24 protein-coding genes are annotated in these 26453 nt (G+C 70.5%); 5 read left to right on the top strand and 19 right to left on the bottom strand.

What is annotated here, in order from left to right:
• Nucleotides 1-123: 123 nt before the first annotated feature.
• Nucleotides 124-1308: a cystathionine beta-lyase gene (gene metC / locus ACFPN9_RS23725; RefSeq protein WP_066723329.1), complete on the bottom strand. Its 1185-nt coding sequence runs from the start codon at nucleotides 1306-1308 to the stop codon at nucleotides 124-126.
• 111 nt (nucleotides 1309-1419) lie between these two features.
• A complete protein-coding gene (locus ACFPN9_RS23720; RefSeq protein WP_066723332.1) occupies nucleotides 1420-2298 on the bottom strand; it encodes a LysR substrate-binding domain-containing protein in 879 nt (292 codons plus the stop codon).
• A 124-nt stretch (nucleotides 2299-2422) separates the two neighbouring features.
• Here ACFPN9_RS23720 and ACFPN9_RS23715 point away from each other — a divergent pair, with 124 nt between their 5' ends.
• The 3 genes from ACFPN9_RS23715 to ACFPN9_RS23705 are packed head-to-tail and all read left to right on the top strand — an operon-like array spanning nucleotide 2423 to nucleotide 5992.
• The gene (locus ACFPN9_RS23715) at nucleotides 2423-3496 is read left to right on the top strand and encodes an ABC transporter ATP-binding protein (protein ID WP_066723335.1); all 1074 of its coding nucleotides are present in this window, start codon (nucleotides 2423-2425) and stop codon (nucleotides 3494-3496) included.
• Nucleotides 3493-4479, top strand: a complete 987-nt coding sequence (locus tag ACFPN9_RS23710; RefSeq protein WP_066723338.1) for an ABC transporter ATP-binding protein — start codon at nucleotides 3493-3495, stop codon at nucleotides 4477-4479. The genes ACFPN9_RS23715 and ACFPN9_RS23710 overlap by 4 nt, the downstream gene beginning before the upstream one ends.
• 37 nt (nucleotides 4480-4516) lie before the next feature.
• Nucleotides 4517-5992, top strand: a complete 1476-nt coding sequence (locus ACFPN9_RS23705) for an alkaline phosphatase family protein (protein ID WP_066723341.1) — start codon at nucleotides 4517-4519, stop codon at nucleotides 5990-5992.
• Nucleotides 5993-6043: 51 nt separating this feature from the next.
• On the opposite strand, the gene ACFPN9_RS23700 is transcribed toward ACFPN9_RS23705, so the two are convergent.
• From ACFPN9_RS23700 to ACFPN9_RS23645, 12 genes are all read right to left on the bottom strand, one after another.
• On the bottom strand, nucleotides 6044-7606 hold the full coding sequence (locus tag ACFPN9_RS23700; protein ID WP_066723343.1) for an ABC transporter substrate-binding protein: 1563 nt from the start codon (nucleotides 7604-7606) through the stop codon (nucleotides 6044-6046).
• 64 nt (nucleotides 7607-7670) lie between these two features.
• On the bottom strand, nucleotides 7671-8438 hold the full coding sequence (locus ACFPN9_RS23695) for a glycerophosphodiester phosphodiesterase (protein ID WP_066723346.1): 768 nt from the start codon (nucleotides 8436-8438) through the stop codon (nucleotides 7671-7673).
• Between the two features lie 2 nt (nucleotides 8439-8440).
• Nucleotides 8441-9319: an ABC transporter permease gene (locus ACFPN9_RS23690; protein ID WP_066723348.1), complete on the bottom strand. Its 879-nt coding sequence runs from the start codon at nucleotides 9317-9319 to the stop codon at nucleotides 8441-8443.
• Nucleotides 9319-10260 (bottom strand): ABC transporter permease, encoded by a 942-nt coding sequence (locus ACFPN9_RS23685; RefSeq protein WP_066723350.1) that lies wholly within the window; start codon nucleotides 10258-10260, stop codon nucleotides 9319-9321. Before ACFPN9_RS23685 ends, ACFPN9_RS23690 begins: the two co-directional genes overlap by 1 nt.
• Nucleotides 10261-10348: 88 nt before the next feature.
• Nucleotides 10349-11161 (bottom strand): sulfur oxidation c-type cytochrome SoxA, encoded by an 813-nt coding sequence (gene soxA / locus ACFPN9_RS23680; protein ID WP_066723353.1) that lies wholly within the window; start codon nucleotides 11159-11161, stop codon nucleotides 10349-10351.
• Nucleotides 11162-11406: 245 nt separating this feature from the next.
• The gene (gene soxZ, locus ACFPN9_RS23675) at nucleotides 11407-11730 is read right to left on the bottom strand and encodes a thiosulfate oxidation carrier complex protein SoxZ (protein WP_066723356.1); all 324 of its coding nucleotides are present in this window, start codon (nucleotides 11728-11730) and stop codon (nucleotides 11407-11409) included.
• Between the two features lie 11 nt (nucleotides 11731-11741).
• Nucleotides 11742-12236, bottom strand: a complete 495-nt coding sequence (locus ACFPN9_RS23670; RefSeq protein ID WP_066723360.1) for a thiosulfate oxidation carrier protein SoxY — start codon at nucleotides 12234-12236, stop codon at nucleotides 11742-11744.
• Nucleotides 12199-12651, bottom strand: coding sequence for a sulfur oxidation c-type cytochrome SoxX (soxX, locus tag ACFPN9_RS23665; RefSeq protein WP_245282480.1), 453 nt, complete (start codon nucleotides 12649-12651; stop codon nucleotides 12199-12201). Before soxX ends, ACFPN9_RS23670 begins: the two co-directional genes overlap by 38 nt.
• Nucleotides 12648-14846, bottom strand: a complete 2199-nt coding sequence (locus tag ACFPN9_RS23660) for a xanthine dehydrogenase family protein molybdopterin-binding subunit (RefSeq protein ID WP_066723371.1) — start codon at nucleotides 14844-14846, stop codon at nucleotides 12648-12650. The genes soxX and ACFPN9_RS23660 overlap by 4 nt, the downstream gene beginning before the upstream one ends.
• Nucleotides 14847-14935: 89 nt before the next feature.
• Complete coding sequence (locus ACFPN9_RS23655; RefSeq protein ID WP_066723373.1) at nucleotides 14936-15403, bottom strand: (2Fe-2S)-binding protein; 468 nt, start codon at nucleotides 15401-15403, stop codon at nucleotides 14936-14938.
• A 300-nt stretch (nucleotides 15404-15703) separates the two neighbouring features.
• Complete coding sequence (locus ACFPN9_RS23650; protein ID WP_066723375.1) at nucleotides 15704-15943, bottom strand: DUF2934 domain-containing protein; 240 nt, start codon at nucleotides 15941-15943, stop codon at nucleotides 15704-15706.
• 133 nt (nucleotides 15944-16076) lie between these two features.
• A complete protein-coding gene (locus ACFPN9_RS23645; protein ID WP_465247897.1) occupies nucleotides 16077-18644 on the bottom strand; it encodes a bifunctional acetate--CoA ligase family protein/GNAT family N-acetyltransferase in 2568 nt (855 codons plus the stop codon).
• Between the two features lie 140 nt (nucleotides 18645-18784).
• On the opposite strand from ACFPN9_RS23645, the gene ACFPN9_RS23640 reads away from it, so the two are divergent.
• Nucleotides 18785-20239, top strand: coding sequence for a protein adenylyltransferase SelO (locus ACFPN9_RS23640; RefSeq protein WP_066723380.1), 1455 nt, complete (start codon nucleotides 18785-18787; stop codon nucleotides 20237-20239).
• A 148-nt stretch (nucleotides 20240-20387) separates the two neighbouring features.
• A complete protein-coding gene (locus tag ACFPN9_RS23635; RefSeq protein ID WP_377817712.1) occupies nucleotides 20388-21986 on the top strand; it encodes a gamma-glutamyltransferase family protein in 1599 nt (532 codons plus the stop codon).
• A gap of 9 nt (nucleotides 21987-21995) precedes the next feature.
• Here ACFPN9_RS23635 and ACFPN9_RS23630 read toward each other — a convergent pair whose 3' ends face one another.
• The 5 genes from ACFPN9_RS23630 to ACFPN9_RS23610 form a co-directional block, all read right to left on the bottom strand.
• Entirely contained in the window at nucleotides 21996-22340 is a 345-nt protein-coding gene (locus tag ACFPN9_RS23630) for a Rid family hydrolase (protein WP_066723384.1), read from the bottom strand.
• Between the two features lie 118 nt (nucleotides 22341-22458).
• Entirely contained in the window at nucleotides 22459-23586 is a 1128-nt protein-coding gene (locus ACFPN9_RS23625; RefSeq protein ID WP_066723387.1) for an NAD(P)/FAD-dependent oxidoreductase, read from the bottom strand.
• Nucleotides 23583-25031, bottom strand: coding sequence for an FAD/NAD(P)-dependent oxidoreductase (locus ACFPN9_RS23620; RefSeq protein WP_066723390.1), 1449 nt, complete (start codon nucleotides 25029-25031; stop codon nucleotides 23583-23585). The genes ACFPN9_RS23625 and ACFPN9_RS23620 overlap by 4 nt, the downstream gene beginning before the upstream one ends.
• Nucleotides 25028-25324: a (2Fe-2S)-binding protein gene (locus tag ACFPN9_RS23615; RefSeq protein ID WP_377817768.1), complete on the bottom strand. Its 297-nt coding sequence runs from the start codon at nucleotides 25322-25324 to the stop codon at nucleotides 25028-25030. The genes ACFPN9_RS23620 and ACFPN9_RS23615 overlap by 4 nt, the downstream gene beginning before the upstream one ends.
• A complete protein-coding gene (locus tag ACFPN9_RS23610) occupies nucleotides 25317-26450 on the bottom strand; it encodes an NAD(P)/FAD-dependent oxidoreductase (RefSeq protein WP_066723396.1) in 1134 nt (377 codons plus the stop codon). Before ACFPN9_RS23610 ends, ACFPN9_RS23615 begins: the two co-directional genes overlap by 8 nt.
• Nucleotides 26451-26453 lie beyond the last annotated feature (3 nt).

Here is a 26453-nt window from a genome sequence, read left to right as displayed (position 1 = left end):
TCCCCTTGTCGTTGTCGGTCGAAATCGGGCGCAGCTCTCCCCGCGCGGCGAATGCGTGTCCGCCGCGTCATCGGTCCGGTATGTCGTCTTTTCGCTCGTCTGGCGGCCGCGGGTCCGTGACCGTCAGGCCGCCGCCGCTCCGGCCCTGCCCTCCAGCGCGATCAGAAGCGCGTCGAGGTCGTTCCAGAGATCGTCCTCGTCCTCGAGGCCGATGCTGATGCGCAGCACCGGGCCCTCCTTCGTCCAGGGCACGACGCTGCGGTCGCCCTTCACCGCCATCGGTGCGATCAGGCTGCGCGTGCCGCCCCAGGAGGCACCGATGGCGAAGACCTTGAGCGCCGTCAGCGCGGCTTCCAGCACGTCGTCGGCGACCGGCTTAAGCACGAGGCTGAACACGCCCGAGGAGCGGCCCATGTCGCGCTTCCAGTGTTCATGACCGGGGCAGGAGGGCAGCGCCGGGTGCAACACGGTCTCAACCGCCGGCGAATGCGCGAGGCGCTTGGCGAAGTCCTCGGAGACCCGGCCCATATGGGCGACGCGAAGCCCCATGGTCTCGATGCCGCGCAGCGCCAGCTGGCATTCGTCCGGCGAGATGCCGACGCCGAAGCCCCGCAGGAGTTCCTTGAGCTTCTGGCGCAGCGCCATGTCGGACACGGTGATCGAGCCGAGCAGCAGGTCGGAATGGCCGCCGACATATTTGGTCAGCGCCTCGCAGGCGAAATCGGCGCCATGAGCCAGCGGCTTGAAGATCAGCGGCGTCGCCCAGGTGTTGTCGCAGCCGACGAGACAGCCCTTCGCCTTGGCGGCCTTCACGATGGCGGGCACGTCCTGCACCTCCATCGTACCGGAGCCCGGCGACTCGACCCAGACGAGCTTCGTCGTCTCGTCGATCAGATCGGCGATGCCGGCCCCGATCAGCGGATCGTAGACGCCGTAATCGATGCCGCGCGGCTTCAGGTAATCCTCGCAGAAGCTGCGCACCGGCGGATAGACATGGTCGGGGATCAGCACCCTATCGCCGGGCATCAGCACGGCGAGCATGACCATGGTCACGGCCGCCTGGCCCGAGGGCACCAGCACGGTCCGGACCCCGCCATGCAGTGCGGTGAGCTGCGCTTCCAGAGTGCGCGTCGTCGGCGTGCCGTGCAGCCCGTAGGTGTAGCCGTCGAAGCCGCGATATTTGCGCGCCGCGAAGCTCGCCGCATCCTTGTAGACGATGGTCGAGGCGCGGTGCGTCGGCACGGCCAACGAGGCATAGCCCTCCTCGTTGACGGCCGGGTGGTGAACGCAGCGGGTCAGGTCGTGCATGGAAAATCCCTCTCTGGACCCATGCGTAAGCCATCGCCCCTTCGCCGCAATCAGGCGGCGGGCATAAGACGATGCCTGGTTGTTATGCCTCGAGCCGCCGAGACGGCCGGATCATCGCTCGGCCATCAGACAGTCGATGAAATCCCGCACCAGCTGCGATTTCGGCCGGTCGGCCGGCAGCAGCAGCACGCTCTTGCTGTGCACGGCGGGTTCGAAAGGCCGCAGCACGATCCGCGATTGATCGAAGCCCGCGATCGCATAGGGGCTGACAAGGCCGACGCCGACCCCTTCGGAAATCAGCGCGAAGACGGTGGCGGCGTAGATCGTCTCGACGACGATGCGCGGCGGCGCAGCGCCGGCCTCTGCGATGGCGAGGTCGAGCCGTTGGCGCGCCCGGTCTTCCGGCACATAGGCGACGAAATCGAGCCCGGCGAGATCATGCGGCGTCACCAGGCTGTGCTCGGCGAGCGGGTGGCCGAGCGGGATCGCGCAGAGCGCGCGCGGCGACACGAAGGGCTGGTGGACCAGGCCGCTGACATCGACCTCGTCGGCGGCGAGACCGAGATCGAACTCGCCGGAGACGACGCCGTTGCGGACATCGCGCGAGGGCAGCACCATCAGCGTCACCGCCGTATCCGGGCGCCGGTCGCGGAAGCGCCTGACGGCTCGCGGCACGAGCGAGGAGCCCAGTGCCGAGAGCGAGGCGACCCGGATCTGGCCGGCGCCATGGTCGCGGATGCGGGCGGCGGCGGAGCGGATCTTGTCCATACCGCGAAAGGCGGCCTGGACCTCGTCATAGAGCAGACGGCCCTCCGGCGTCGGCACGATGCGGTTGCGCACCCGGTCGAACAGCAGGAAACCGACGGAGGCTTCGAGATCGGCGATGGTGCGGCTGACGCCGGGCTGGGTGACGCCGAGCAATTCGGCCGCGCGCGAGATCGTGCCGGCCTTCATGACGGCGACGAAGATCTCGATCTGGCGGCTGTTCACGGCACGGCTCCGTCGGTCCCGCTCGCGCGGTTCGCTCCACGCAAACCACAGGCGGCGGCGCGCGGCAAATGCGGGATGGCCACCGTCACGAGACGGTCATGGAGCGGGCTGTATCTGCGGCGTCATGACGGTGTTTCCGCAGCCCGCTTCCGATCCTCGCCAGGCTGGCGCCCACGACCCGCTGCTCGAGCTGCGGGATTTCGGCGTCGCCTTCCCCGGTCGCGACGGGCCGGTCGACGTCGTGCGCGGCATCGACCTGACGCTGTCCCCCGGAGAGGCGCTCGGCATCGTCGGCGAATCCGGCTGCGGCAAGAGCGTGACCTGGCTCGCGGCGCTGCGCCTGCTCGGCCGCGGCGTCGCCACACGGGGCGCGGTGCGGCTGCAGGGCATGGATCTCACCCGTCTCGGCGAGCGAGAGATCGCCCGCGTCCGCGGCGGTCGGATCGGCCTGATCTTCCAGGACCCGACCAGTTCGCTCAACCCGGTGCAGCGGATCGGGACGCAGCTCGGCGAGGTGCTGGCGCTGCATCGCGGCCTGCGCGGGGCTGCGGCCCGGGCCGAGGCGCTGCGGCTGCTCGACCGTGTCGGCATCGCCGACGCACAGCGCCGGCTGGGGCAGTATCCCCATGAATTCTCCGGCGGCATGAACCAGCGCGTGATGATCGCGCTCGCCCTCGCCGGGCAGCCCGAAGTGCTGGTCGCGGACGAGCCAACGACTGCGCTCGACGCGACCATCCAGGCCCAGATCCTCGACCTGATCCGCGACATTCGCGCCGAGACGGGCATGGGGCTGGTGCTGATCTCGCATGATCTCGGCGTGGTCGCCGATCTCTGCGACCGGGTGGCCGTGATGTATGCCGGCCGCATCGTCGAGACGGCGCCGACGGCGGAATTGCTGTCGCGGCCGCGTCACCCCTATGCGCGCGGGCTGCTCGCGGCGCTGCCGACGCTGACCGGCCCGCGCCGGCGCCTGACACCGATCCCCGGCACCGTGCCTTCGCCGGAGGCCATGCCGGAAGGCTGCGCCTTCGCGCCGCGTTGTCCGATCGCGGCGGAGGCCTGCCACAGCGAGGTGCCGGCGCTGACTTATGCCGGGCAGGACCGCCGGGCGGCCTGCCTGCGGCTGGCCGAAACGGCGCTGGCCGACGCGGTGCTCACGCCACCCGCCATGTCCGCCCTGGCCGAGGCCCTGTCATGAGCGCGCTGCTGGAAGTCCGTGATCTGGCCCGCCAATACCCGGTGGCGCTCGCGGACGGCCGTCGCCGGCTGCTGCATGCGGTGGACGGGGTCAGCTTCTCGCTCATGGGCGGGCGCACGCTCGGCATCGTCGGCGAGTCGGGCTGCGGCAAGTCGACCACCGCGAAGCTCGTTCTCGGCCTGCTGCCGGCGACGCGCGGGACGATCCGCTTCGAGGGTGGGCCCGTCGGTGCGCAGCGCGACCGGGCCTGGCGGGCGCTGCGGCAGCGCATGCAGATGGTGCCTCAGGACCCGCTCGCCGCGCTCGACCGCCGCCTGCCCGTCGGCGATCAGGTCGTCGAGCCGCTGGCGATCCATGCGCTGGAGGTGAATGTCGAAGCCCGTCGCGAGAAGGCGCTGGCGCTGTTCGAGGCGGTGGGGCTGCGCCGCGACCTGTTCGCGCGCTATCCGCACGAACTCTCCGGCGGGCAGCGGCAGCGGGTGGTCCTTGCCCGCGCCCTGGTGCTGAATCCCGGCCTGCTGGTCTGCGACGAGCCGATCTCCGCGCTCGACGTCTCCGTCGCGGCACAGGTCATCAACCTGCTGCAGGATCTCCAGGCCCGTTTCGGCACGGCCTATCTCTTCATCAGCCATGATCTCAAGGTCGTGCGGCAGATCGCGGACGAGGTCGCGGTGATGTATCTTGGCCGGATCGTCGAGCAGGGCCCACCCGAGGCGCTGTTCCATGCCCCGGCGCATCCCTACACCCAGGCGCTGGTCTCGGCGGTGCCGAAGGCATTGCGCGGGACGCGCGAGCGCATCATCCTCCAGGGCGACCCGCCGAATCCGGTCGACCGGCCGGCCGGCTGCGCCTTCCATCCGCGCTGCCCGCGCGCCGTCGCCCGCTGCCGGGAGGAGCAACCCGCCCTGCGCCCGAGCGCCGACGGCCGGCTCGCCGCCTGCCATCTCGTTCCCGCCGCGCCCGCCGTCGCGGCGGCCGCCTGACCGCCTCGTCTCCTCTCCCCGCCGGAAGCCTCTGCCCATGAACCCGCACGATACTCCTCCCGCCGACCGAGTCGTCGTCGCGGTCTTCGACGGTCTTCGTCCCGACATGCTGAGCCCCGAGGTGACGCCGAACCTGCTGCGGCTGGCCGCGCGCGGCACCTGGTTCCGCCGGGCACGCAGCGTCTTCCCCTCCGTGACCCGTGTCGCCACCACCTCGATCGCCACAGGCGCCCCGCCCGGCGTCCACGGCATCGTCGGCAACGCCTTCCACCATCGCGAGGCGATACCCGAGCGGATCTTCGACACCAGCGACGCCGCGATGCTGCGCCGTGCGGAGGCCCATCACGAGGGCCGGCTGGTCGATGTCGAGACCCTGGGCGACCGGCTGGCGCAGGCCGGCAAGCGCCTTGCCGTCGTCCATGTCGGCTCGCCGGGTTCGGCGCACTTCATCAATTCCCGTGCCCGCGCCAACGGCCACTGGACGTTTTCCGTCCATGGCACGGGCGCAACCCAGACGCCGGAAGCGGTCGAGCAGGCGCTCGCCCTTCTCGGCCCGCTGCCGCCGCGGGAGATGCCCCGGATTTCCGAACTCGCCTATGGCGGCCGGCTGATGAGCGAGCATGTGCTGCCCGTGCTGGCGCCCGATGTCGCGCTGATCTGGTTCAACGAGCCCGACACCACTTTCCATTACCGCGGCCTCGGATCCCCCGAGGCGAAGGCCGGGCTGAAGGAGGCCGATCGTGCCTTCGGGACCATCCTCGACTGGGTGGAGGCGCAGCGGGAAGCCGAGCGCATCGCCGTGATCGCCGCCTCCGACCACGGCCAGATCTCGACCGGCTCGGTCGAGCCCCTGTTCGACGCCGCTGTCGCGGCCGGCTTCAGCCTCAGCGCCACAAAGGAGATCGGCGAAGCCGCGCTCACCGCCACCGGCGGTATCAGCGGTGAGATCCGCCTGCGCGATCCCGCCGACCGCGCGACGCTCGCCCGCATCGCGGCCTGGCTGATGGAGCAGCCCGCCATCGGCCATGTTCTCTCGGCCGACCGCAACGGCGTCGAAGGCCAGGTCGAGGGCACGCTCTCGCTCGGCCTGATGGGGGCGGGCCATGCGCGCCAGCCCGAGCTGATGTTCATCCTGAAATCCGGTCTGGAGGCGGACCCCTACGGCCTGCCCGGCCTGGGCGCGATGACGCCCGGCGATGTGCCGCTGGGCGGCGGCATGCATGGCGGCATCAACCCGCACGAGCTCAACACGGTGCTGATCGTCGCCCGGGGAGACGCGGATCAGCCCGGCACTGTTTCGCAGGAGCCGGCCGGGATCATCGACATCGCCCCGACGGTGCTGGGCCTGCTCGGCGTCGCGCCGGCGGCGACCATGGTCGGCCGCAACCTGGCGAAGCCGGCGCGCGAGGAGGCACATGCCCAGTCCTATTCGGCCGGGCGCGGCGCCTTCAGCCAGACGGTCGAGATCGTCGAGCAGGACGGCCGCCGCTTCATTCTGGGCGGCGGGCAGTGAGGGTAGACGGGCGGCCCCGCGGCCGCCCGTCCCCGTCGGCCGGAACGGTTCTCAGCTCTTGGCGAAGGCGAGATTGTCCGGCCGCAGATCCATGAAATAGAAGGTGGTCGGCCGCCAGGCGATCGAGCGCTTGATCGCGTAGGCCTCACTCGGCTGGTAGAGGATGGTGGCCGGTGCCTCGTCCTCGAAGATGTCGAGCATCTGCGTGAACAGCGCCTTGCGGCGGGTCGGATCGGTCTCCGCCTCGAGCGCGGTCCCGGCGGCGTTGAAGGCGGCGGTCGAGGTCCAGAATTTCGACACCTGGACCTCTCCGGCCGGCCCCCAGGCAACCCAGATCGCGCCGAGCGGATCGGGCAGGCGCGTCGAGTTCGACCAGTTGAAGATCTGGACGCCCGGCCCGCGCATCTGCGCCGAGTTCTCGACGACCTGCAGCGAAGCGTTGAGACCGACCGCCTTCCACTGCTCGACCAGGATCTGCGCCGCCTCCAGCGCATTGGTGTAGTAGTTCGCCATGGTGCGGTAGACGATCGGCTCGCCCTTGTAGCCGGCCTCCTGCAGCAGCGCCCTGGCCTTGGCGGGATCGTAAGCGAGCTTGCGGCCTTCGACGAACATCTGCCCGTATTCGGGGTAGTTGTGGCCAGCCGGCACCTGCGCCGTGCCCTGCCACAGCGTGTCGACCAGCTTCTGACGGTCGATCGCCAGCGACAGCGCCTGACGGATGCGCTTGTCGGCCAGCACCTTGTCCTGCTCGTTGAAGGCCAGCACATGGACATTGGCCAGCACCACGGAACGGACCTCGATGTCCTTGTAGGCGCCGACGACGCTCATCTGGTCGGGCGGGATGTTGGTGATCAGGTCATAGTCTCCGGCGACGAGCCCGGCGACACGCGCGGCCAGTTCGGGCACGCGCCGGAACGTGACGCGGCGCGCCGTCGGCTTGCCCATGAAGTAGTCGTCGAAGGCCTCCAGCACCGTCGCTTCTGCGGCGGCATGCGACACGACGCGATAAGGCCCGGTCGCCACCGGCTTGCGCGAATAGGCCTCGAAGCCCATCGCCTCATAGGCGCGCTTGTTGACGATCCAGGCGCACCAGGAGGCGAGCCTCTGCTCCAGCAGAACGTCGGGCACGCGGGTGCGGAAGCGCACCGTGTAGCGGTCGATCGGCTCGACGCCGGCCAGCACGCCGAAATAGGCCCGTCCGCCCGGGATCTGCGCCTTCTCGCCCCAGAGGCGGCCGTCACGGAAGGTGTAGGCGACGTCCTCCGAGGTCAGCTCGTCGCCATTGTGGAACTTGACGCCCTGGCGCAGCGTCACCACCAGCTCCTGCGGCGAGACCCGCTCCCATGTCGTCGCCAGATGCGGCTTGAGCTGCGAGCCGCCGCCATCGGCGGCGCCGAGGAAGTCGCGCCGGATCAGCGTGTCGAAGATGGAATAGGTGACGCGGGTCCCGACATTGGACAGCTCGCGAGCCGGTTCCAGCGTCGCCGGCAGATCGGCGACGGCGACGGTGAAGTTCGGTCGCCTGTCGGCCTGGGCGAAGGCGAGCGGCGAGCCGGCGAGCACCGGCGCGGCGGCGGCGGCCTCCAGGAAGCGGCGGCGGGAGATCAGGGTCATGGCGGTCCTCGCAGGGGCTGGCGCAGGCCGCCGGCGGCCGCCTGCGCGCTGGTGTCCGCTTGCCTCAGCTTGACGACAGGCCGGTGACAGGCCGGGCCGCCAGAAGCACGCGCGGGTCGTCGAGCATCACGGCATCGGGGCGCAGGGCCAGCACCTGCTCAAGGCCTGCCGCATCAATGCCGCCGACGCCGAAGGGCGGATAGCCAGGCTCCGGCCGCGTGCGCGGCTGGCCGACCATGATCGCGACCTTCAGCCCCACCGCTCTGGCGGCTGCGATGCGCCGGGCGCTGGCCTGGCCCTGCCAGAGCCGGAACCAGCCGGCGCCGGCCCGGCGGGCCGCCTCGGCGCCGTCCGGATCGGCCAGCAGGCCGAGGATCGCGATGGCAGGATCGAGCGCCCGCGCCGCCGCGATCTGGCCAAGGTCTCGGAGCCCGAGGACCGCGCGTCGCCGTGCCCCGCCCTCCTCCAGCGCCGCCAGGATCTCGGGGACAAGCGCGGGATCGGCCGTCTTCACGTCGAGCAGGAGCCCGAGCGGGGCGGACGCGGCGATCGCCTCCGGCAATGTCATCAGCCCCGGCACCAGGAGGCGCAGCGTTGCCAGATCCGTCTCGGCGACGCGGCGCGGGTCCCCCGCGAGCCGCAGCAGATCCGCATCGTGCAGGCAGACGAGCGAACCGTCTCTGCTCCGGCGAAGGTCGGTCTCGACCCAGTCGGCCCCGATGGCGGCGGCGCGTGTGAATGCTGCCGCCGTGTTCTCGGCTGCGAGCAGGGCGCCGCCGCGATGGGCGATGGCGAGCGGGCGGGACGGCGGCGCCGCGACGGAAGACGGCATGGTCAGGTCCGCTGGGTGGTGGGGTCGAACCGGTCGCGCAGCCAGTCGCCGAACAGGCTCATCGACAGCGTCGTCAGGAAGATGGCGAGGCCCGGAAAGACTGCGATCCACCAGGCATTCAGCAGGTAGCGCCGTCCCTCGCCCAGCATCAGGCCGAGCGATGTCTCCGGCGGCTGGACGCCGAGGCCGAGGAAGGACAGCGAGGTCTCGAGCAGGATCGTACCGGGGAAGTTCAGCGTCGCCTGGACGACCAGCGCCGCGACGATGTTCGGCAGGAGATGACCGAGCATGACGCGTGCCGTCGAGGCGCCCAGCCCCTCGACGGCGTTGATGTAGTCGCTCTCCTGCTCGGAGATGACGAGACCGCGGGCAAGGCGCGTATAGCGGTCCCAGCCGTCGATGCTCACCAGCACGATGAAGAGCAGGATGTTGTTGCCGAAGAAGGCGAGCATGGTCAGCGCCAGGAACAGGGCCGGGATCGCCGCCTGGGCATCGACCGCCATCATGATCGCCTGATCGACGAGGCCGCGGCAGCGGGCCGCGAGGAAGCCGAGCAGCGTGCCGAAGACGGCACCGATCAGCGTGCCCAGCACGGCGATCAGGATCGAGGTGCGGATCGCGAAGATCAGCCGGCTCAGGATGTCGCGGCCGAGCTGGTCCGTGCCGAGCCAATGGGTGACGCCACCGCTCTCGAACAAGGGAGGCTTGAGCCGGGCTGCGAGGTTCTGCGTGGTGTAGTGGATCGGCGCCAGCCAGTCGGCGAGCAGCGCGACGACCACCACGGCCGCGAGGAAGCCGGCCGACAGACCGACGACGGGGGACATCGGACGGTGCAGACGGCCCCCGGAGGCCGGGAGGGAGACGGCGTCGAGGCTCGCCATCAGGCCGGCTTTCCGGTGACGCGGGCGAAGCCGCCGAGGCGCGGATCGATCAGGATGTGAAGGATGTCGACCAGCAGATTGGCGGCGACCATGATGACCGTCACCGTCAGGATCACCGCCTGCACGACGGCGAGATCGCGCGTCGAGACCGAATCGACCAGCAGCCGGCCGATGCCGGGCCAGGCGAAGATCGTCTCGACCACGGCGCTGCCGGCGAGGATGCCGCCGATCTCGATGCCGAGGAACATCAGAAGAGGCACGGCCGCATTGGGCAAGGCGTGGCGCAGGATCACGGCAAGCGGCATCACGCCCCGGCCGCGGGCGGCGCGGATGAAGGGCTTGCCGAGGACCTCCAGCGTCGAGGTTCGCGCGAAGCGCGCCAGGCGCCCCGCCAGCGGCAGCGCCAGCGTGACCATGGGCAGCACCAGATGCCAGGCCGTCTCCGAGCCCGCCGAGGGCAGCACCCGCAGCTTCAGCGCAAACAGCAGGATCAGCAGGATGCCGAGGAAGAAGACCGGGATCGCATAGCCGAAGACGGCGGAGGCCATGGCCAGCCGGTCGATGGCGCTGTTGTGCCGTAGCGCCGCCAACACGCCGAGCGGCAGGCCGATCAGCAGCGCCAGCAGCAGGGCCGACCCGCCGAGCAGAAAAGTCTTGGGCAGCGCCTCGCGCACCGCCTCGAAGGCCGGGCGGTCGTCGCCGAAGGAGAGGCCGAAATCGCCCTGCGCGACGGCGGCGAGATAGCGCCCATACTGCTCGATCAGCGGCCGCTCGAGCCCCCAGAGCTCGCGGTAATGGGCGCGCACATCGGGCGGCGTGTCGATCGAGAGCATGATGTCGGCCGGGTCGCCCGCCAGCCGCAGCGCGAGGAAGACCGCGGACACGCAAATCAGAACGGTCAGCAGCGCACGGGCAGCACGCAAAGCGAGGAAACGCAGCATCGGCCGGGGAAACCCGCTGAAACAGGATCGTCACCGCTTGTGACGACCGGTCCATGACAGGGCGATGACGGGACCCGGGCTAGACCGATCAGCGCCGCATGGCTGGCGTCTCGACGGGAAGGCCTCTCGCGCGGGCGGCGAGGAAGAGCTCCAGCGCGAGATATTCCGGCCCGCCCGCGTCGAACTGCGTCGCGCGCACGCCGAGCGAGCAGGCCCGCAGGCGCCGGTGCAACGAGCCGACCTCGTTCCATTCCAGCCGGTAGGCGGGATAGCCGGTGCCGGCGCCATGGCTGATCGTGTCGCCGCGCAGCTTCTGGCCGACGAGCCCGTCATGGCATTGCTGGCAGGAGAGGTTGAGCTGGCCCTGACGGCGCTCGAAGAAGGCCCTGCCGGCCTCGTAGAAATCCTTCGCCGGCCCGTCGGTCGTGACCTGCATCGGCAGGCCGCGCGAGAGCGAGGCCAGATAGGCGGTTAGCGAGAGCAGTTCCGGCGTCTCGTAGCCGAAGGCGGACTGCGCCTGCCGCTCGACCCGGCACTGCTCGATCCGGCCTTCGAGATTCAGCAGCCGGCCGGTGGCGGCATCGACCTGCGGGTAGCGCGTGGCAGCCCCGCGCAGACTCTGCTGCGGCTCGACATGGCAGGCGATGCACGCCTGCCCCTCGCCCGCCGGCCGTCGCGTGAACAGTTCGCGCCCCTGCTCGACCCAGAAGAAGCCGGGATTGCGCGTCTCGTCGGCCTGCTGCCGGCGCAGTTCGGGCGAGAGGAAGTCGGAGCCGGATTTGATCTCGGCGCGGGTGGGCGCGGCCTGAAGGAGGAGGCCGACGAGCGCGACCACGAACCCGATCGCGCCCCAACCCAGCGGGTCATCCCGGACGCAGCGCAGCGGAGATCCGGGATCCATGCCTGAGCCCATCCGAGACAGCGTTCCGGAATGGATCCCGGGTCTCCCTTCGGTCGCCCGGGATGACCCGCGGGTTATCGGGACCAGGTTCGCAACCAGTGTCCTCGAACCACAACCCTCATCCTGAGGAGCAAGCGAAGCTTGCGTCTCGAAGGATGCTCCAGCGCGCTCTGGACCATCCTTCGAGACGCCGCTGGCGCGGCTCCTCAGGATGAGGGCCGGGAACAATCGCAAGCCGGCGAAGCTCACGTCACGGTCAGCCGGGCGGTGCGGGTGTAGGTCGCGCCGCCGTCCTCGCGCCACTCGAAGACGATGTCGCCGGTTTCTATCGCCCGCGTCGTGAAGGAGACGAAGGGGTTGGCGGCGACGCCGGTATGCATGTCGAGGCGGAAGATCGTCTCGCCGGCATAGGTTGCGGTCAGACGATTCAGGATCTTGCGCGGCACCGTGCCGCCCTTGCCGTCGGACTGGCCGCCGCGGTCCATCGGATGGCGGGTGAGGACCTTGATCTCGACGATCTCGCCGGCCTTGGCCTGGGCCGGCAGGCTGATGCGGGCATTGAAGCTCATGACCCGCCTCCTCAACCGCCGTCGATGCAGGCGCTCAGCGTCACCACGATATCCGCCTCCGCGAGGAGGAAGCGGCCGTCGCTCAGAGCGGCCACCGCCGCGACCTTCTGCGACTGCGCGATCCGCAGCGTCGTCGAGACATCGGCGCGGCCCGCGCGGGGGCCGAGATGGAAGCGCGCCATGTCGGGGAACGGGTTCTTCTCGGCGATGAGATGAATCCAGCGGACATGGTTGGCCTGCGTCATCGGGCTATCGACGCGGATGCGGGTATCCACCGCATTGCCGTTTTCGGCGAGGGCCGGGATGTCGAGGGTGATGCGGGCACGCTCCGGAACCGCGCCTTCGGTTACGCGGGCAATGAGCTGTGCGAGCTCCGGCGGCGTGTCGGCGACAGCCGGGAGCGGAAGCCCGGCGGCCAGCAGCCCGGCCGCCGTGCCCGCCATCAGGCTGCGCCGGTCGATCCCGGCATCACTGCGCGCGGAGCGTGGCGAGATAGCTGACGACATCCTCGATCTCCTGGGCCGAGAGGGCCGGCTTGCCCCGGAAGGCCGAGGCGACATCCTGCAGGTTTTCCGTCCGGAAATAGGGCGGCATCACGGTCTGCGGGTTCACAAGCGAGGCATCGACCAGCCGCAGCCGGATCTGGCCGGCCTCGAGACGAGCGCCGACGCCGGCGAGCGGCGGGCCGATCGAGCCCTGGAAGGGCTCTGACGGGTCCGCGCCCCGGTGGCAGATCAGGCAGTTGCCGCGCTCGCGATCCCGCACCAGAGTCTCGCCGCGCCGGACATCGCCGGAGAGGCCGCCGAGCGGCGCTGGAATGGCGTCGCCGACGACCGCGAAGGGTTCGAGCGCGGTGGCGGGTGAGACGGCCAGCAGCGCTGCGCCCAACCCGAGCCGCGCCCGCATGCCGGCCCTGCTCACGCCTTCTTCAGGTCGGCGTTCTTGAGCGGCAGGTTGCGGATGCGCTTGCCGGTGGCGGCGAAGATCGCGTTGAGCACGGCGGGCGCCGCGACCGCGATCGTCGGCTCGCCAACGCCGCCCCAGAAGCCGCCCGACGGCACCAGCACGGTCTCGACCGCGGGCATCGCCTCCAGCCGCATCACCTCATAGGTGTCGAAGTTCTCCTGCTCGACGCGACCGTCCTTGATGGTGATCTCGCCGTAGAGCGCGGCCGAAAGCCCGTAGACGAAGGAGCCCTCGATCTGGCGCTCGACCTGCGCCGGGTTGACGACATGGCCCGGATCGGTCGCCGCGACGATGCGGTGGATCTTCAGCTTGCCGTCGTCGCTGACCGAGACCTCGGCCACCGCCGCGACATAGGCGCCGAAGCCCATGGTCTGGCAGATGCCGCGGAAGACGCCGGCCGGCAGCGGCTTGCCCCAGCCCGCCTTCTCGGCCGCGGCATTGAGCACGGCGAGATGCTTGGGGTGGTTCTTCATCAGGCCCCGGCGGAACTCGAGCGGGTCCTTGCCCGCCGCATGCGCCAGCTCGTCGATGAAGGATTCGAGATAGATCGCATTCTGGTTCAGGTTGACGCCACGCCAGAAGCCCGGCGGCACATGCGGGTTGCGCATGGCGTGGTCGATCAGGAGGTTAGGGATGGTGTAGCCGATCGAGGCCTCCGGCCCCGAGGCGTTGAGCCCCTGGAAGACGACCGGGTCGCGGCCGTTCTGGATGTTCTGCGGGAAGATGCCGGCGACGATGGACTGGCCGGAGATGCGCATGTGCAGGCCAGTCAGATTGCCGTCCTTGTCGAGCGCGCCGGTCATCTTGCACTGGGTCAGCGGGTGGAAGCGGCCATGCAGCATGTCCTCCTCGCGCGACCAGATCAGCTTCACCGGGGTTCCGGGGATCTGCTTGGCGATGGCGACGACCTGGCGGACCCAGTCATGCACAGCGCCGCGCCGGCCGAAGCCGCCGCCGAGATCGATCTTGTAGGCCTCGCATTTCGCGATCGGCAGGCCGGAGGCTTCCGCGGCCGCGGCCAGCGCCGCCTCGCCGTTCTGCGTCGGCGTCCAGACCTCGCATTTCTCGGGCGTGTAGAGCGCCGTCGCGTTCATCGTCTCCATACAGGCGTGGTTCTGGAACGGGTAGGAATAGACCGCCTCGATGGTGCGCGCGGCACCGGCGATCGCGGCCTTCACATCGCCGTTCTGGTTGCCGACGACGGCCTGGGGCGCATCGAGCCCCTCCTTCAGCCAGGCGGCGAGGCTCTCGCTCGTGACATTGGCGTGCTGGCCTTCGTCCCAGACGATCGGCAGCGCGTCGAGCGCGGTCTTTGCACGCCACCAGGTATCGGCCACGACGGCGACAGCGCTGTCGCCGACGGGCAGGACATGCTTCACGCCCGGCATGTCCTTGATCTTGGCCGCGTCGAAGCTCTTCACCTTGCCGCCGAAGACGGGGCAGTCCTTGATGGCGGCGTTGAGCATCCCCGGCAGCTTGAAGTCCATGCCGTAGATCTTGGCGCCATTGGTCTTGTCGACGGTGTCCAGCCGCGGCAGCGGCTTGCCGGCGATGATCCAGTCCTTGGGATCCTTCAGCACCACATCCTTGGGCGCCTCGAGCTTGGCCGCCGCGGCGGCGACCTGCCCGTAACGCAGCGAGCGCCCGGAGGCCTTGTGGGTGATGACGCTCTTCTCGGCGGTGCATTCGGACGCCGGCACCTTCCACTCATTGGCGGCCGCCTGGATCAGCATGGTGCGGGCCGCAGCGCCGCCCTTGCGGACATATTCGTGGCTCTCGCGGATGCCGCGGCTGCCGCCGGTCGAGAAATTGCCCCAGATGCGGTTGCGGGCGACGTTCTGGCCGGGCGTCGGGTATTCGGTCGTGACCTTCGCCCAGTCGCAGTTCAGCTCCTCGGCGACGAGCTGGGCGAGGCCGGTCAGGGTGCCCTGCCCCATCTCGGAGCGGGCGATGCGGATCACCACCTTGTCGTCGGGATGGACGACGACCCAGGCGTTGATCTCCGGCACCGCGCCCTGCGCGTTGGCCTCGCCGAAAGGAATGGCGAAGCCGAAGCTGAAGGCGCCGGCTGCGGCGGCGGAGCCGGCGAGCAGGCTGCGGCGGGAGAGCGCCGGACCGTTGGAAGGCTGATGGGCAGAGAGGGTCGTCATGTCGTCCTCCGGATCAGGTTGGCGCGAGGGAGGCGGCGGGCGATGATCGCACCGGCCTCGACCCCGCGGGGAAGGGAAGCGAGGCGAGGTCAGCCGCGGCCGAGGGTTCCACCCGCGACGACGTCGAGGATCGCGGTCTTGACCCGCGCATAGGTGCCGCAGCGGCAGATATTGGTGATCTCCGCGGCGATGTCCGCCTCAGTCGCCTTGGGGTTGGCCTGCAGCAGCGCGGCCGTCGCCATGATCATGCCGCTCTGGCAGAAGCCGCATTGCGGGACGTCGTGCTTGATCCAGGCCTGCTGCACCGGATGCGTGCCGTCGGGGGAGAGGCCCTCGATGGTGACGATCTTCTGCTCGACGGTGACGGAGTCGAGGGGCAGCGCGCAGGAGCGTGTCGCGACGCCATCGATATGCACCGTGCAGGCACCACACTGGGCCACGCCGCAGCCATATTTCGTGCCCGTGAGCCCGATCTGCTCGCGGATGACCCAGAGCAGCGGCGTGTCGCCGGCCGCCTCGACGTCGATGATCTTGCCGTTCACATTGAGCTTCGCCACCGTCGACCTCCCGGTTCGGATCAAGAAGGGCGGCGAGAGTGCCCACGCGCCTCGCCGCTGGACCGGCGAAGCGCCCTTGGCACACCGGTCAGACTTGAATTGGAAGAGAGTGAAGCTCAGTTGCGGCCGCAAGCCAACCGCGACCGCAGCCCCGATCACGCGGCGTGAGGGGGCGATCGTTCGTGCATCTGGCACCGACACAGCCGATTTTCCGTGTCGGCGCTTGATTTGGGAGAACGAAACGTCGGCGCGAACCGAAGGGCGAACCGCGCCGGAATCACGGCAACGTGATCCTCTTCGTCAGCCGCCAAGGCCCGGCGCCGGAAGGCCGCGCGAGCCGCGACGGCGCGAGGGCGTCGTGGACCGCTGCGGCTGTGTCTCCGTCTCCATCGCTGCAGGATCCTCACCGGCATGCTCGAAGGCCCAGATTTCCTTGGCGCGATCCCAGTGGCGGCGATCCTCGCCATCCGGGCGGCCATCCTCCATCCAGAGGCGATAGGCGATCTTCCTGATCTCACCGAGGGCTTTGTCGTCTTCCATGGGGACTTCCTCCATCGCGGATCGGTCAGGCCCGCGATATGGCGGCGGGCCTTTCGGGTGAACCGCGATCCGTCGCGAGCGTTCCCTGCCTTCGCGCCCGAAAATCAGGCAGCGACCGCGCTGAGGGGCGGATTCAGACCGGTTCGACCGGCAGGGTGACGACGCGGATCGCCGTGTCGTCCGGGTCGTTGGCGATGTCGAAACCGAGCTGGCGGCAGAGCGCGAGCATGCGCGTGTTCTCGGCCAGGACCTGGCTGCGGATGACCTTCAGCCCCTCGGCCCGCGCCCAGTCGATGATCAGCGTCATCAGGCTCCAGCCGAGCCCCAGCCCCTTCATGTCGGAGCGCAGTAGAATCGCGTACTCGGCCTCCTCATGGGCGATGTCGGCATGGAGACGCACCACGCCAGCAACCTCCCCCGCCTCGTCCAGCGCCACGAAGGCCATAGCGCGGGCGTAGTCGAGCTGCGTCAGATGGGCGAGGAAGGCATGGCTGAAGGCCTTCACCGGCGCGAAGAAGCGCAGGCGCAAATCCTCCGGCGTAACCTTCTTCAGCATCTCGGCGATGGCGCCCTCGTCGTCGGGCCGGATCGGCCGCACATCGAAGGTCCGGCCGCCGCGCAAGGCCATCGCCCTGGCCCAGGCAGCGGGATAGGGCCGGATCGCCGGGCGGCGACGCTGCTCGGGCCTGCGCTCCAGCATGATGCGGGCATCGACGGCGATGACGCCGGTCTCGTCGGCGAGCAGCGGGTTGAGGTCGAGCTCGCGGATTTCGGGCAGATCGACCGCCATCTGGCCGACGGCGACGATGGCAGCCGCCACCGCCTCCAGCTTCGCCGCCGGAACATCGCGATAGGCGGCCAGCACGCGCGACACCCGTGTCCGGGCGATCAGTCGCTCGGCGAGGCCGAGGTCGAGCGGCGGCAGGGCGGCGTGGCTGTCGTCGATCAGTTCGGCGGCCGTCCCGCCGCGGCCGAAGACGACGACCGGGCCGAAGCAGGGATCGGTGGCGAAGCCGACGATGAGCTCGCGCGCCTTGGCGCGCTGCGCCATGGGCTGCACGGCGAGACCGGTGATGCGCGCGCCCGGCCGCTCCTGCGCCACCCGCGCCAGCATGCGCTGCGCCGCCTCGCGGATCGCGGCTTCGGTCGCCAGATCGAGCGCGACGCCGCCGACATCGGATTTGTGGACGATGTCGGGCGAGACGATCTTCAGCGCGACCGGGCGTCCCGATGACAGGAAGGGTCGGGCGACGACCAGCGCCGCCTCGACATCCGTCGCCAGCACGGGCTTCAACTCCGGAACGCCATAAATCGCCAGCAGCGCCGAGACCTCGCCGGCATCGAGCCAGTCGCGCTCCTCGGCCAGGGCCCGCGCGACGATGGCCCGCGCCTGGGCGAGGTCGGGCGGCGGCACCTCGCCCGCGGCCGGCGGCGTCGCCATCAGCTCCGTCTGCAGGCGGGCATGGCGCAGCAAATGCTGGAAGCCGACCACCGCTTCCGCGCCGGTGGCAAAGGAGGGCAGCCCGGCTGCGGCGAAGCGCGCGCCCACCGCCTCATCACCGCCGATCCAGGCCGCCAGGACGAGCTTGCCGCGTCCGGCCTCCTGCGCAGCAGTGACGACCGCCTCCGCACAGGCTTCCGCCGCGGCGAGGCGATGCGGCGCATGGACAGCCAGAACCGCGTCGACGCCGCCATCCGCGAGCAGGGCGGTGATCGTCTTGGCGTAGTCCTGCGCCGTCGCGACCTCGACGATAGCCTCTTGTCCGGCCTCGGCGGCGTCGGTGCCGCGCAGGGCGAGGCGCCCCCCCAGCTGTCTCAGGCGGCCGGCCGCCAGCGCAGCCAGCCCCGCGCCATTACTGACGATCGCCAGCCGCCCGCCGACGAGCTGGCGGCTGCGGCCCAGCGTTTCCGCCGCGGCGAAGAGCTCGTCGAGATCGTTGACGCGCAGCAGGCCGGCGCGGTGGAAGGCCGCGTCATGGGCCCGGTCGGAGGTCACGATCAGGCCGGCATGAGTCAGCCCTCCGTTCCGGATGGAAGGCTGCCAGGCCTTGAGCACCAGCACCGGCTTCAGCCGCGCCGCGGCCCGTGCCGAGGAGAGGAAGCGCGCCGCATCCTCGACCTCGTCGAGCGCGAGCAGGATCGCACGGGTGCGGCCGTCCTGGCCGAAATGGTCGAGCGCATCGGCGAGGTCGACATCGGCGGCGGCGCCGAGCGTGACGACGCCGGAAAAGCCGACCTCGCGCCGCGCCGCCCAGGCGAGGATGCCCGCGGCGATGGAGTTCGACTGAGCCACGAGCGCGAGGCTGCCGGCGCCCGGCACGAAGGGGGCGAAGCTCGCATTGAGGTGGAGACGCGGCGCGACGAGGCCCATGGAATCGGGGCCCAGCAGCCGCACGCCCGCCTTGCGCGCCCCCTCCGCCAGGACGGGCGCGTCCCTGCGGTCTCCGTTCACCACCAGCACACCGGCGCAGCCGCGCCGACCCGCCGCGGCGATGGTCTCGGCCGCGCTATCGACGGGGGCGATGACGAGATCGACGGGCTCCGGCAGATCATCGAGCGCTACCACGGGCTCGAAGCCCGGCACCGACCGGCCGATGATGAAGCGGCGGCCGCCATAGCCTTCGGCCGCGAGCGCTTCGAGAAGCGGCCCTGTCGCGGCGCCCGGCGGGGCGACGACCGCCAGCGAGCCAGGTTCCAGCATGCGTTTCAGTCGATCCGTGGCCATATGCGCAACGTAGCCGATTCGGATGCGGGCGTGTGTGACGGCCGCCATGGCGGGAACCCTCGCTCCCGATCCGGCTTTTCGACCAGGGGGCGCGACGCCCCGAAACAGGACACGCCATGCCCATCGCCTTCGATAATTCCTATGCCAGGCTGCCGGAGCGCTTCTTCGCGCTGACTCCACCGACACCCGTGCCGCAGCCGCGACTGGTGAGGCTGAATCAGGGGCTGGCGGAAGAACTCGGGCTCGATCCGGTCTGGCTCTCGGGGCCGGAGGGCCTCGCCATGCTGGCCGGCAATGCGGTGGCCGAGGGCTCGACGCCGATCGCCACTGCCTATGCGGGCCACCAGTTCGGGAACTTCGTGCCGCAGCTCGGCGACGGCCGGGCGATCCTGCTCGGCGAGGTGATCGACCGCTTCGGCCGGCGCCGCGATATCCAGCTCAAGGGCGCCGGCCGCACGCGCTATTCGCGCGGCGGGGACGGGCGCGCCGCCGTCGGGCCGGTGATGCGCGAATACATCGTCAGCGAGGCGATGGCGGCGCTCGGCATTCCGACGACGCGGGCGCTCGCCTTCGTGCTGACCGGGGCGCCGGTGATGCGCGATGAAATCTTGCCCGGCGCGGTGCTGACGCGCGTCGCCGCCAGCCACATCCGCGTCGGCACCTTCCAGTTCTTCGCCGCGCGGCAGGACACCGAGGGCCTGCGGGCGCTCGCCGACCATGTCATCGCGCGCCACCATCCGCAGGCGGCGGAGGCGGAGAACCGCTATCTCGGCCTGCTCGAGGCGGTGATCGCGGTGCAGGCAGATCTGATGGTGCGATGGCTGCTGGTCGGCTTCATCCATGGCGTGATGAACACCGACAACGTCTCGATCGCCGGCGAAACCATCGACTACGGCCCCTGTGCCTTCCTCGACGCCTACGACCCGGCCACCGTCTTCAGCTCTATCGACACCGGCGGGCGCTATGCCTATGGCAACCAGCCGACGATCGCGCTTTGGAACCTGACGCGCCTCGCCGAGGCGATGCTGCCGCTTTTCGCTGAGGAGACCGAGGCGGCCGTGCAGAAGGCGCAGGATGCGCTCGCCAGCTTCGCCCCGCGCTTCCAGGCCGGCTACGACGCGGGCATCGCGCGCAAGCTCGGCCTCCCCGGCGACAGCGAGGCGGACACCGTGCTCGGCGCCGAGTTCCTCGGCCTGCTCGGCGCGCGCGAGGCGGACTTCACCCTGACCTTCCGCCACCTCGCCCGGCTCCAGGCCGGCCGCGCCGACGAGGCGCCGCTGCGGGCCGCGCTCGCGGACGATCCCGCGCTGGAGGGCTGGCTGGCGCGCTGGCGCGAACGCAGCGCGGAGACCGCGCCGGGCGGGCTGCTGCACTTCAACCCGGCCTATATCCCGCGCAACCACCGCGTCGAGGCCGCCATCGCCGCCGCGCAGGAGCGGGACGACTTCGGCCCCTTCGAGGAGTTGCTCGCGGTGCTGGCCGAGCCCTTCGTCGAGCACCCCGGCTATGCGGATTACGAGAACCCGCCGAAGCCGGAGGAACGCGTGCTGCGCACCTTCTGCGGCACATGACGCTGCGCGGGGCGGGGCGGCCGCGGCGCCATGCGCACCGCGCCGGCCCCGGCTCGCGCAGCGCAGGCCCGGGGGTCTGTCGCGCCCGGCCCCCGTCATGCTCTGATCGCGCGCCGGCCACTCAAGAGCCGCTGCGAGGAGACCGACGATGGATGGCCGCCGCCCGACGATCCAGTCCCGCCACGGCATGGTTGCCGCGGCCCACCCGCTCGCGGCCCAGGCGGGCGCGCGGCTGCTGATCCAGGGCGGCAACGCGTTCGATGCGATTGCCGCCACCGCGGCGGCGCTGACCGTGGTCGAGCCCTTCATGTCGAGCCTGTCGGGCATGGGCTCGGCGACGCTCTGGTCGGCGGCGGAGGGGCGCGTCAGCGTGCTCGACTTCGTGCCACCGATTCAGAGGAGCTTCCCGGCCGAGCGCTTCACGCAGCGCAGCGATCTCGAGCGCGGCCCCCATGCGGTGGCGATGCCGGGCAACCTCGCCGGTTGGTGCGAACTCGTCTCGCGCCATGGCCGCAAGACACTGGCTGAGGTTTTCGCGCCCGCGATCGCGCTCGCCCGGGACGGCTTCGCCCTGTCGGAGTTCGGTGTCGCCGAGTTCAACGAACAGGCGCCGCTGCTGCAGGCCTGGGCCGAGCTCTACTCTGGTTTCGCGGCGAATTATCTGCCGGAGGGCGGCCCCGTGCGCGTCGGCCAGGTGCTGCGCCAGCCCGATCTCGCGACGACCTTCACCGCCATCGCGGCGGAGGGGCCGGATCATCTCTATCGCGGCGCGCTGGGCCAGCGCATCGTGGCCCATCTGCGTTCGCTCGGCGGGCTGATGACGATGACGGATCTCGCGGCGGTCAAGCCGCGCTGGCGCGAGCCCTTCGCGGCCACTTATCGCGGCCTGACGGTCCATGTGCCGCCGCCGCCCTGCGAGGCGTTCCAGTTCCTGCTCAGCCTGAAGATCCTCGAGGGCTGCGATCTGGGCGGCCTCGTCAAGGACGGGCCGGAGCATCTCGACCTCGTCTTCCGGGCGATCCGGCTGGCAGCGGGCGTCCGGATTGCCGCGAACAATCCCTCGCTTGAGCGGCTGGCCGCGATCTTCGCGGAGGATGCGCTCGCCGCGCTGCGCCGGCGCCTGACCGACGGCGTGCCGGTCGAGGGGCCGACGGAGCAATGGACGCCGCAGCTGGCTGAGGACCCCGCGCATACGACCTCCTTCTCGGCGTCGGATGCGGAGGGCAATCTGGTGTGCATCACCAACAGCCTCGGCAGCCCCTTCGGCAGCGGGATCGTGGTCCCCGGCACGGGCGTCTGCCTCAACAATTTCCTGTACTGGTCGGACGTCCAGACCGGCAGCCCGAACCGCTCTAAGCCCGGCGACGAACTGCCGATGTGCATGTCGCCTAGCCTGTCGACGCGGGACGGCCGCCCCGTGCTCGCGCTGGGGACGCCCGGCAGCTATGGCATCATGCAGACGCAGACCCAGGCGATGGTGCAGCATCTCGATTTCGGCCTGCCGCTGCAGGACGCGATCGAGGCGCCGCGCGCGCGGCTCTGGGACGGGCGGGCGATCGAGGCCGAGAACCGGATCGCGCCCGAAACCCTGGCCGAGCTGCGCCGGCGCGGCCATGCCATCACCGCCTTCGACACCGGCTGGACGATGCGCTGCGGCGGCATGCAGGCGGTGGCGGTCGACCCCGTCACCGGCGTGATGACCGGCGCGGCTGATCCGCGCCGGGATGGCTATGTCGTGGCGGTGTGAGGGGCTGCCTCAGCCGCGGCTGGCGGTGCAGACGATCTCGATCAGCGCGCCGCCGAGATCGGCGACGCCGACCGTCGCGCGGGTCGGCAGGGCGTCGCCGAAGAAGCCGGTCCAGACCGGGTCCATTTCCTTCTTGGCCGCGAGATCGGTGACGAAGATCGTCGCGGCGACGATCGCCTTGCGGTCGAGCCCGACCTCACCGAGATAGCCCTCGATCTTGGTCAGGATGTTCTGAGTCTGCGGACCCATCGACTGGGTGATGTCGTCGGCGATGCAGCCGCCGACGAAGACGAGATTGCCGGCCTCGACGACGCGGTTCTGGATCGGGGTCTTGATGCTGCGCTTGATGGTCATGGTCTTCTCTCCTGGGGTGAAAGCCTGGGGTCGTCATTGCGAGCGCAGCGAAGCAATCCAGGGCCGCAGCGCTCGACGATCTGGATTGCTTCGCTGCGCTCGCAATGACGGGTGGATGTCATGAGGGCGCCGCAAACCGCGCGATGCCGAGCCCGTCGATGGGCACATTGCTCGAGCCGGTGGCGATGATCTCGGCCATCACGGCCCCGGCCCCGGGGCCGAGCTGGAAGCCATGGGCCGAGAAGCCGAACTGGTGATAGACGCCCTCGTGTTTGGCGCTCTTTCCGAAGACGGGCAGGTCGTCGGGCATGCGCGCCTCGATGCCGGCCCAGGCGCGCAGGATCGGCGCCCCGCGCATGATCGGAAACAGGTCCCAGACCGTCTTCGCATTGGTGGCGAGCTTGCCCCAGTCGAGCACGGTGCGGTTCTCGTCGCGGATCGCGCGGCCGAGATAGCCGCCGCCGATGAGCACGGTGCCGTTCTCGAACTGCTTGAAGGAGAGCTTGCGCTTGCGCAGGATCACCACCGGCTTGATGAAGGCCGGCATCCGGGCGGTGATCATCAGCATCGGCGCGATGACCTCGAGCGGCACCGGCTCGCCGAGATCGGCCGCGATGCGATCGGCCCAGGCGCCCGCGGCATTGACGATGCGTGGCGCGAGAAAGGCGCCGTGGTCGGTCTCGACGCGCCAGTTGGCACCGTCGCGGACGAGGCGGGTGACGCGCACGCTCTCGCGGATGTAGGCGCCCAGGCTCTGCGCCTTGCGCTTGAAGGCCTGCGTCGCCCGCAGCGGGATCGCCGCGCCGTCGCGGCGCGAGACGACGCCACCGGGGCAGGCGTCGGAGACGGCCGGCACGAGGCGGCGCAGTTCGGCCGCGTCGATCAGCTCCTCATGGTGGAAGCCGCGCAGGGTCAGGTCCTCGACGCGGGCGCGGCAATTGCCGAGGTCCTCCTCGTCCTCCGCGACCAGCACCTGCCCGTCTGAGGTGAAGCCGCAATCATCGTCGACGAGGTCGCCGATGCGGTGCCAGAGCGCCATCGAGGTGTTGGAGAGCGGGATCTCCGCGACATGGCGGGCGAGCTGGCGCACGCCCCCGGCATTGACGCCGGAGGCATGGCGGCCGGCATGGTCCTTCTCGATCAGGATGACCGAGAGCCCGCGCATCGCGCAGTGCAGCGCCGTCGAGCAGCCATGGATGCCGCCGCCGATGACGATGACGTCGGCGCTGCGGCGCCCTTCGCTCACCGCACCACCGCTTTGATGGCGGCGTCCGTCGGCGGCAGGGCCGCAAGTTCGGCGAGCGTCACCGGCTTCACTGGCGGGCGCAGCCGGTAGTAGCCGGTCTCTTCCGGCGATGCGCCGCGCTCCTGCGCGATCAGCTCGACCACGGTCGGGCCGCAGAGGCGACCCTGGCAGGGGCCCATGCCGCAGCGCAGGAAGGCCTTCATCTGGTTGGGGCCGGTGACGCCGAGGCGCCGCGCCGTATCGCGGATCTGGCCGGCCGTAACCTCCTCGCAGCGGCAGACGATGGTCTCGTCCGCCGGAGGCGCAAGGAATTGCGGGGCCGGGCGATAGAGCAGGTCGAGGAAGCGCCGCCCGCGCAGGCTGCGGGCCAGTTCGGCCTGCGTGGGGGCTGCCTTTTCGTTGCGCTCGGCTTCCGAGAGCCGGCCGAGCCGGCGCGCGGCGTCGAGCGCCGCGATCTCGCCGCGCAGAGCCGCGCTTTCGGCACCGCCGATCCCGGCCCCGTCGCCGGCGATGGCGATGCCGGGGATCGAGGAGGCGAACCACTCGTCCACCGTCGGCGTCCAGCAATGCTGGACGATATCGAAGTGCTGGGCGCAGCCGGCAGCGTTGGCGAGGTTGATGCCGGGGATGACGCCCTGATGCAGCAGCAGCGCGTCGCAGGAAATCGTCTCGGTCGCTCCTCCACGCGTCACCGCCACTCCCGTGAGCTTGTCCGAGCCCGCGGCCGCCAGCGCGGTGACGCCGGCTTTGAAGGGCAGCTTGCCGCGGGCGGCCGCCATGAGCTTCAGCCCTTTGGCGAGATAGGGCGAGCGCAGGAAATCGGGAAGCGCGGCGACGGCGGCGAGCCAGTTGCGGCGCGGCGTGGTGTCCAGCACCGCGACGATGTTGGCGCCCGCAGCCGCGAGCTGGCCGGCGAGCAGATAGAGCAAGGGCCCGCAGCCGGCGATGACGGTGCGTCCGCTCGGCACAAGGCCCGAGGCCTTGAGCGCGATCTGGGCGGCGCCGGCGGTCATCACGCCCGGCAGGGTCCAGCCGGGAATCGGGAAGGGCCGTTCCTGCGCGCCCGTCGCCAGGATGACCTGACCGGCGGCGATCAGCCGGGCCTGACCTCCGAGCGAGAGCCCGAGCTCGAAGCCGCCGGCCTCGTCGGGCGCGACCGACCAGATGGTGCAGCCGGGCGCATAGGCGGTCTTCGTCGGCCTGAGCCGGTCGACCAGCGCCCCGCCCTTCCAGTATTCCTCGCCCAGGACGGCGCGCGGCGTGACCGGCGTCGTGGTGACGGCGCGGTAGATCTGGCCGCCGGGCGCCGGGTTCTCGTCGGCCAGCAGCACGGAAAGGCCGAGTTCGGCCGCGCGCGCCGCCGCGGCGAGCCCGGCCGGGCCGGCGCCGACCACGGCGATGTCGTAATGCTCGGCGACCTGGCCGATCGTCTCGATCGCGATCATGACCGGGCCCCGTCGGGATGGCGGCGCCCGGCCTGGGTTTCGATCCGCATGCCCTCGCGCAGCGGCACGAGGCAGCCCTGGCGGTTGCCGACGCCGTCGATGACGACGAGGCAGTCGAAGCAGACGCCCATCATGCAATAGGGCCCGCGGGCGGCGCCCGAGACCGGCGTCTGCCGGCAGGCCTGGATGCCATTGGCGAGCAGCGCGGCCGCGACCGTGTCGCCGGCGCGCGCCGTGAGGGCACGCCCGTCGAAGGTGAAGCCGAGCGCATCGGCCGGCTTGCCCTCATGCATGGGCCGGAACATGGAACCTCCGTGCGGAAAAGGCATCGAGCGTGTCGGGCAGGCCGCCCGCGAGAATGGCGGGGGCGAGCGTCAGGACATGGTTGGCGGCCAGCGTCACGCCGGAATGGCAGGTGACGACGAAGGCGCCGGGATGGCTGAGCGACTGGTCGTAGATCGGGAAGCCGTCCGGGCTCATCACCCGCAGCGCCGACCAGGAGCGGACGACGTTGAGGCCGGCCAGCCGCGGGAACATCCGCACCGCGCGCTCGGCCATGACCGAGAGGATGGGCTGGCCGACCACGGTGTCGAAGCCGCGATCCTCCTGGCTGTCGCCGATCATGATGCCGCCCTCGTCGGTCTGGCGGATCGTCACCATCGGGTTGTGCAGGAAGGGGTCAGTCTTCTCGGTGACGATGATCTGGCCCTTGCTCGGCTTCACCGGCGCATCGAGCCCGACCATGGGCGCGAGCCGCGCATTGCCGAGGCCGGCCGCGAGCACGACCTTGCCCGCCGCGATCTCGCCGAAGGCGCCCTTCAGCCGGAAGCCGCCGGCGTCCGAGGTGATGCTGTCGACCGTGCAGTTGGGGCGATAGTCGACGCCGCGCCGCGCGCTGGCGTCGCGCAGCGCCCGGAACAGCTTGAGCGAGTTCACATGGCCGTCGAGCGGGCTGTAGACCGAGCCGACCACATCTTTCCCGATGTCGGGCAGGCGGCGCTTGGTCTCGTCATGGTCGAGGATCTCATAGGGGAAGTCGCTCAGCGACATCTGGTTGTGCAGACGCTGCATGGTCTGGCGGCGCTGCTCGAGCTCGGCCTCGGACAGGCAGAGCATGAAGCCGCCGGGCTGGCTGTGGGCGACGTCGATGCCGGTGTCCTCGTGCAGCACCGCGGCGAGCTCGTGCCATTGCTCGGCCGAACGGCGCGACCACATGGCATAGTCGGGCATACCGAGCCCCTTGGACTGGACCCAGACCAGCGCGAAATTGCCGCGCGAGGCGCGGAAGGCGACGTCCCCCTCGTCGAGGACGGTGACGCGCGCACCACCGCGCGCCAGGCCGAGCGCCATCGCGCCGCCGACGACGCCGCCGCCGACGACGACGATGTCGGCTTCCGATACGGAGTTTTGCGCAGTCACGTC

Origin of the sequence: Allobosea massiliensis (genome assembly GCF_042655245.1) — a bacterium.
GTDB lineage: Bacteria > Pseudomonadota > Alphaproteobacteria > Rhizobiales > Beijerinckiaceae > Allobosea > Allobosea massiliensis.
Note: the sequence above shows the minus strand (reverse complement) of the source record. Positions and strands in the feature narration are given on the sequence as shown.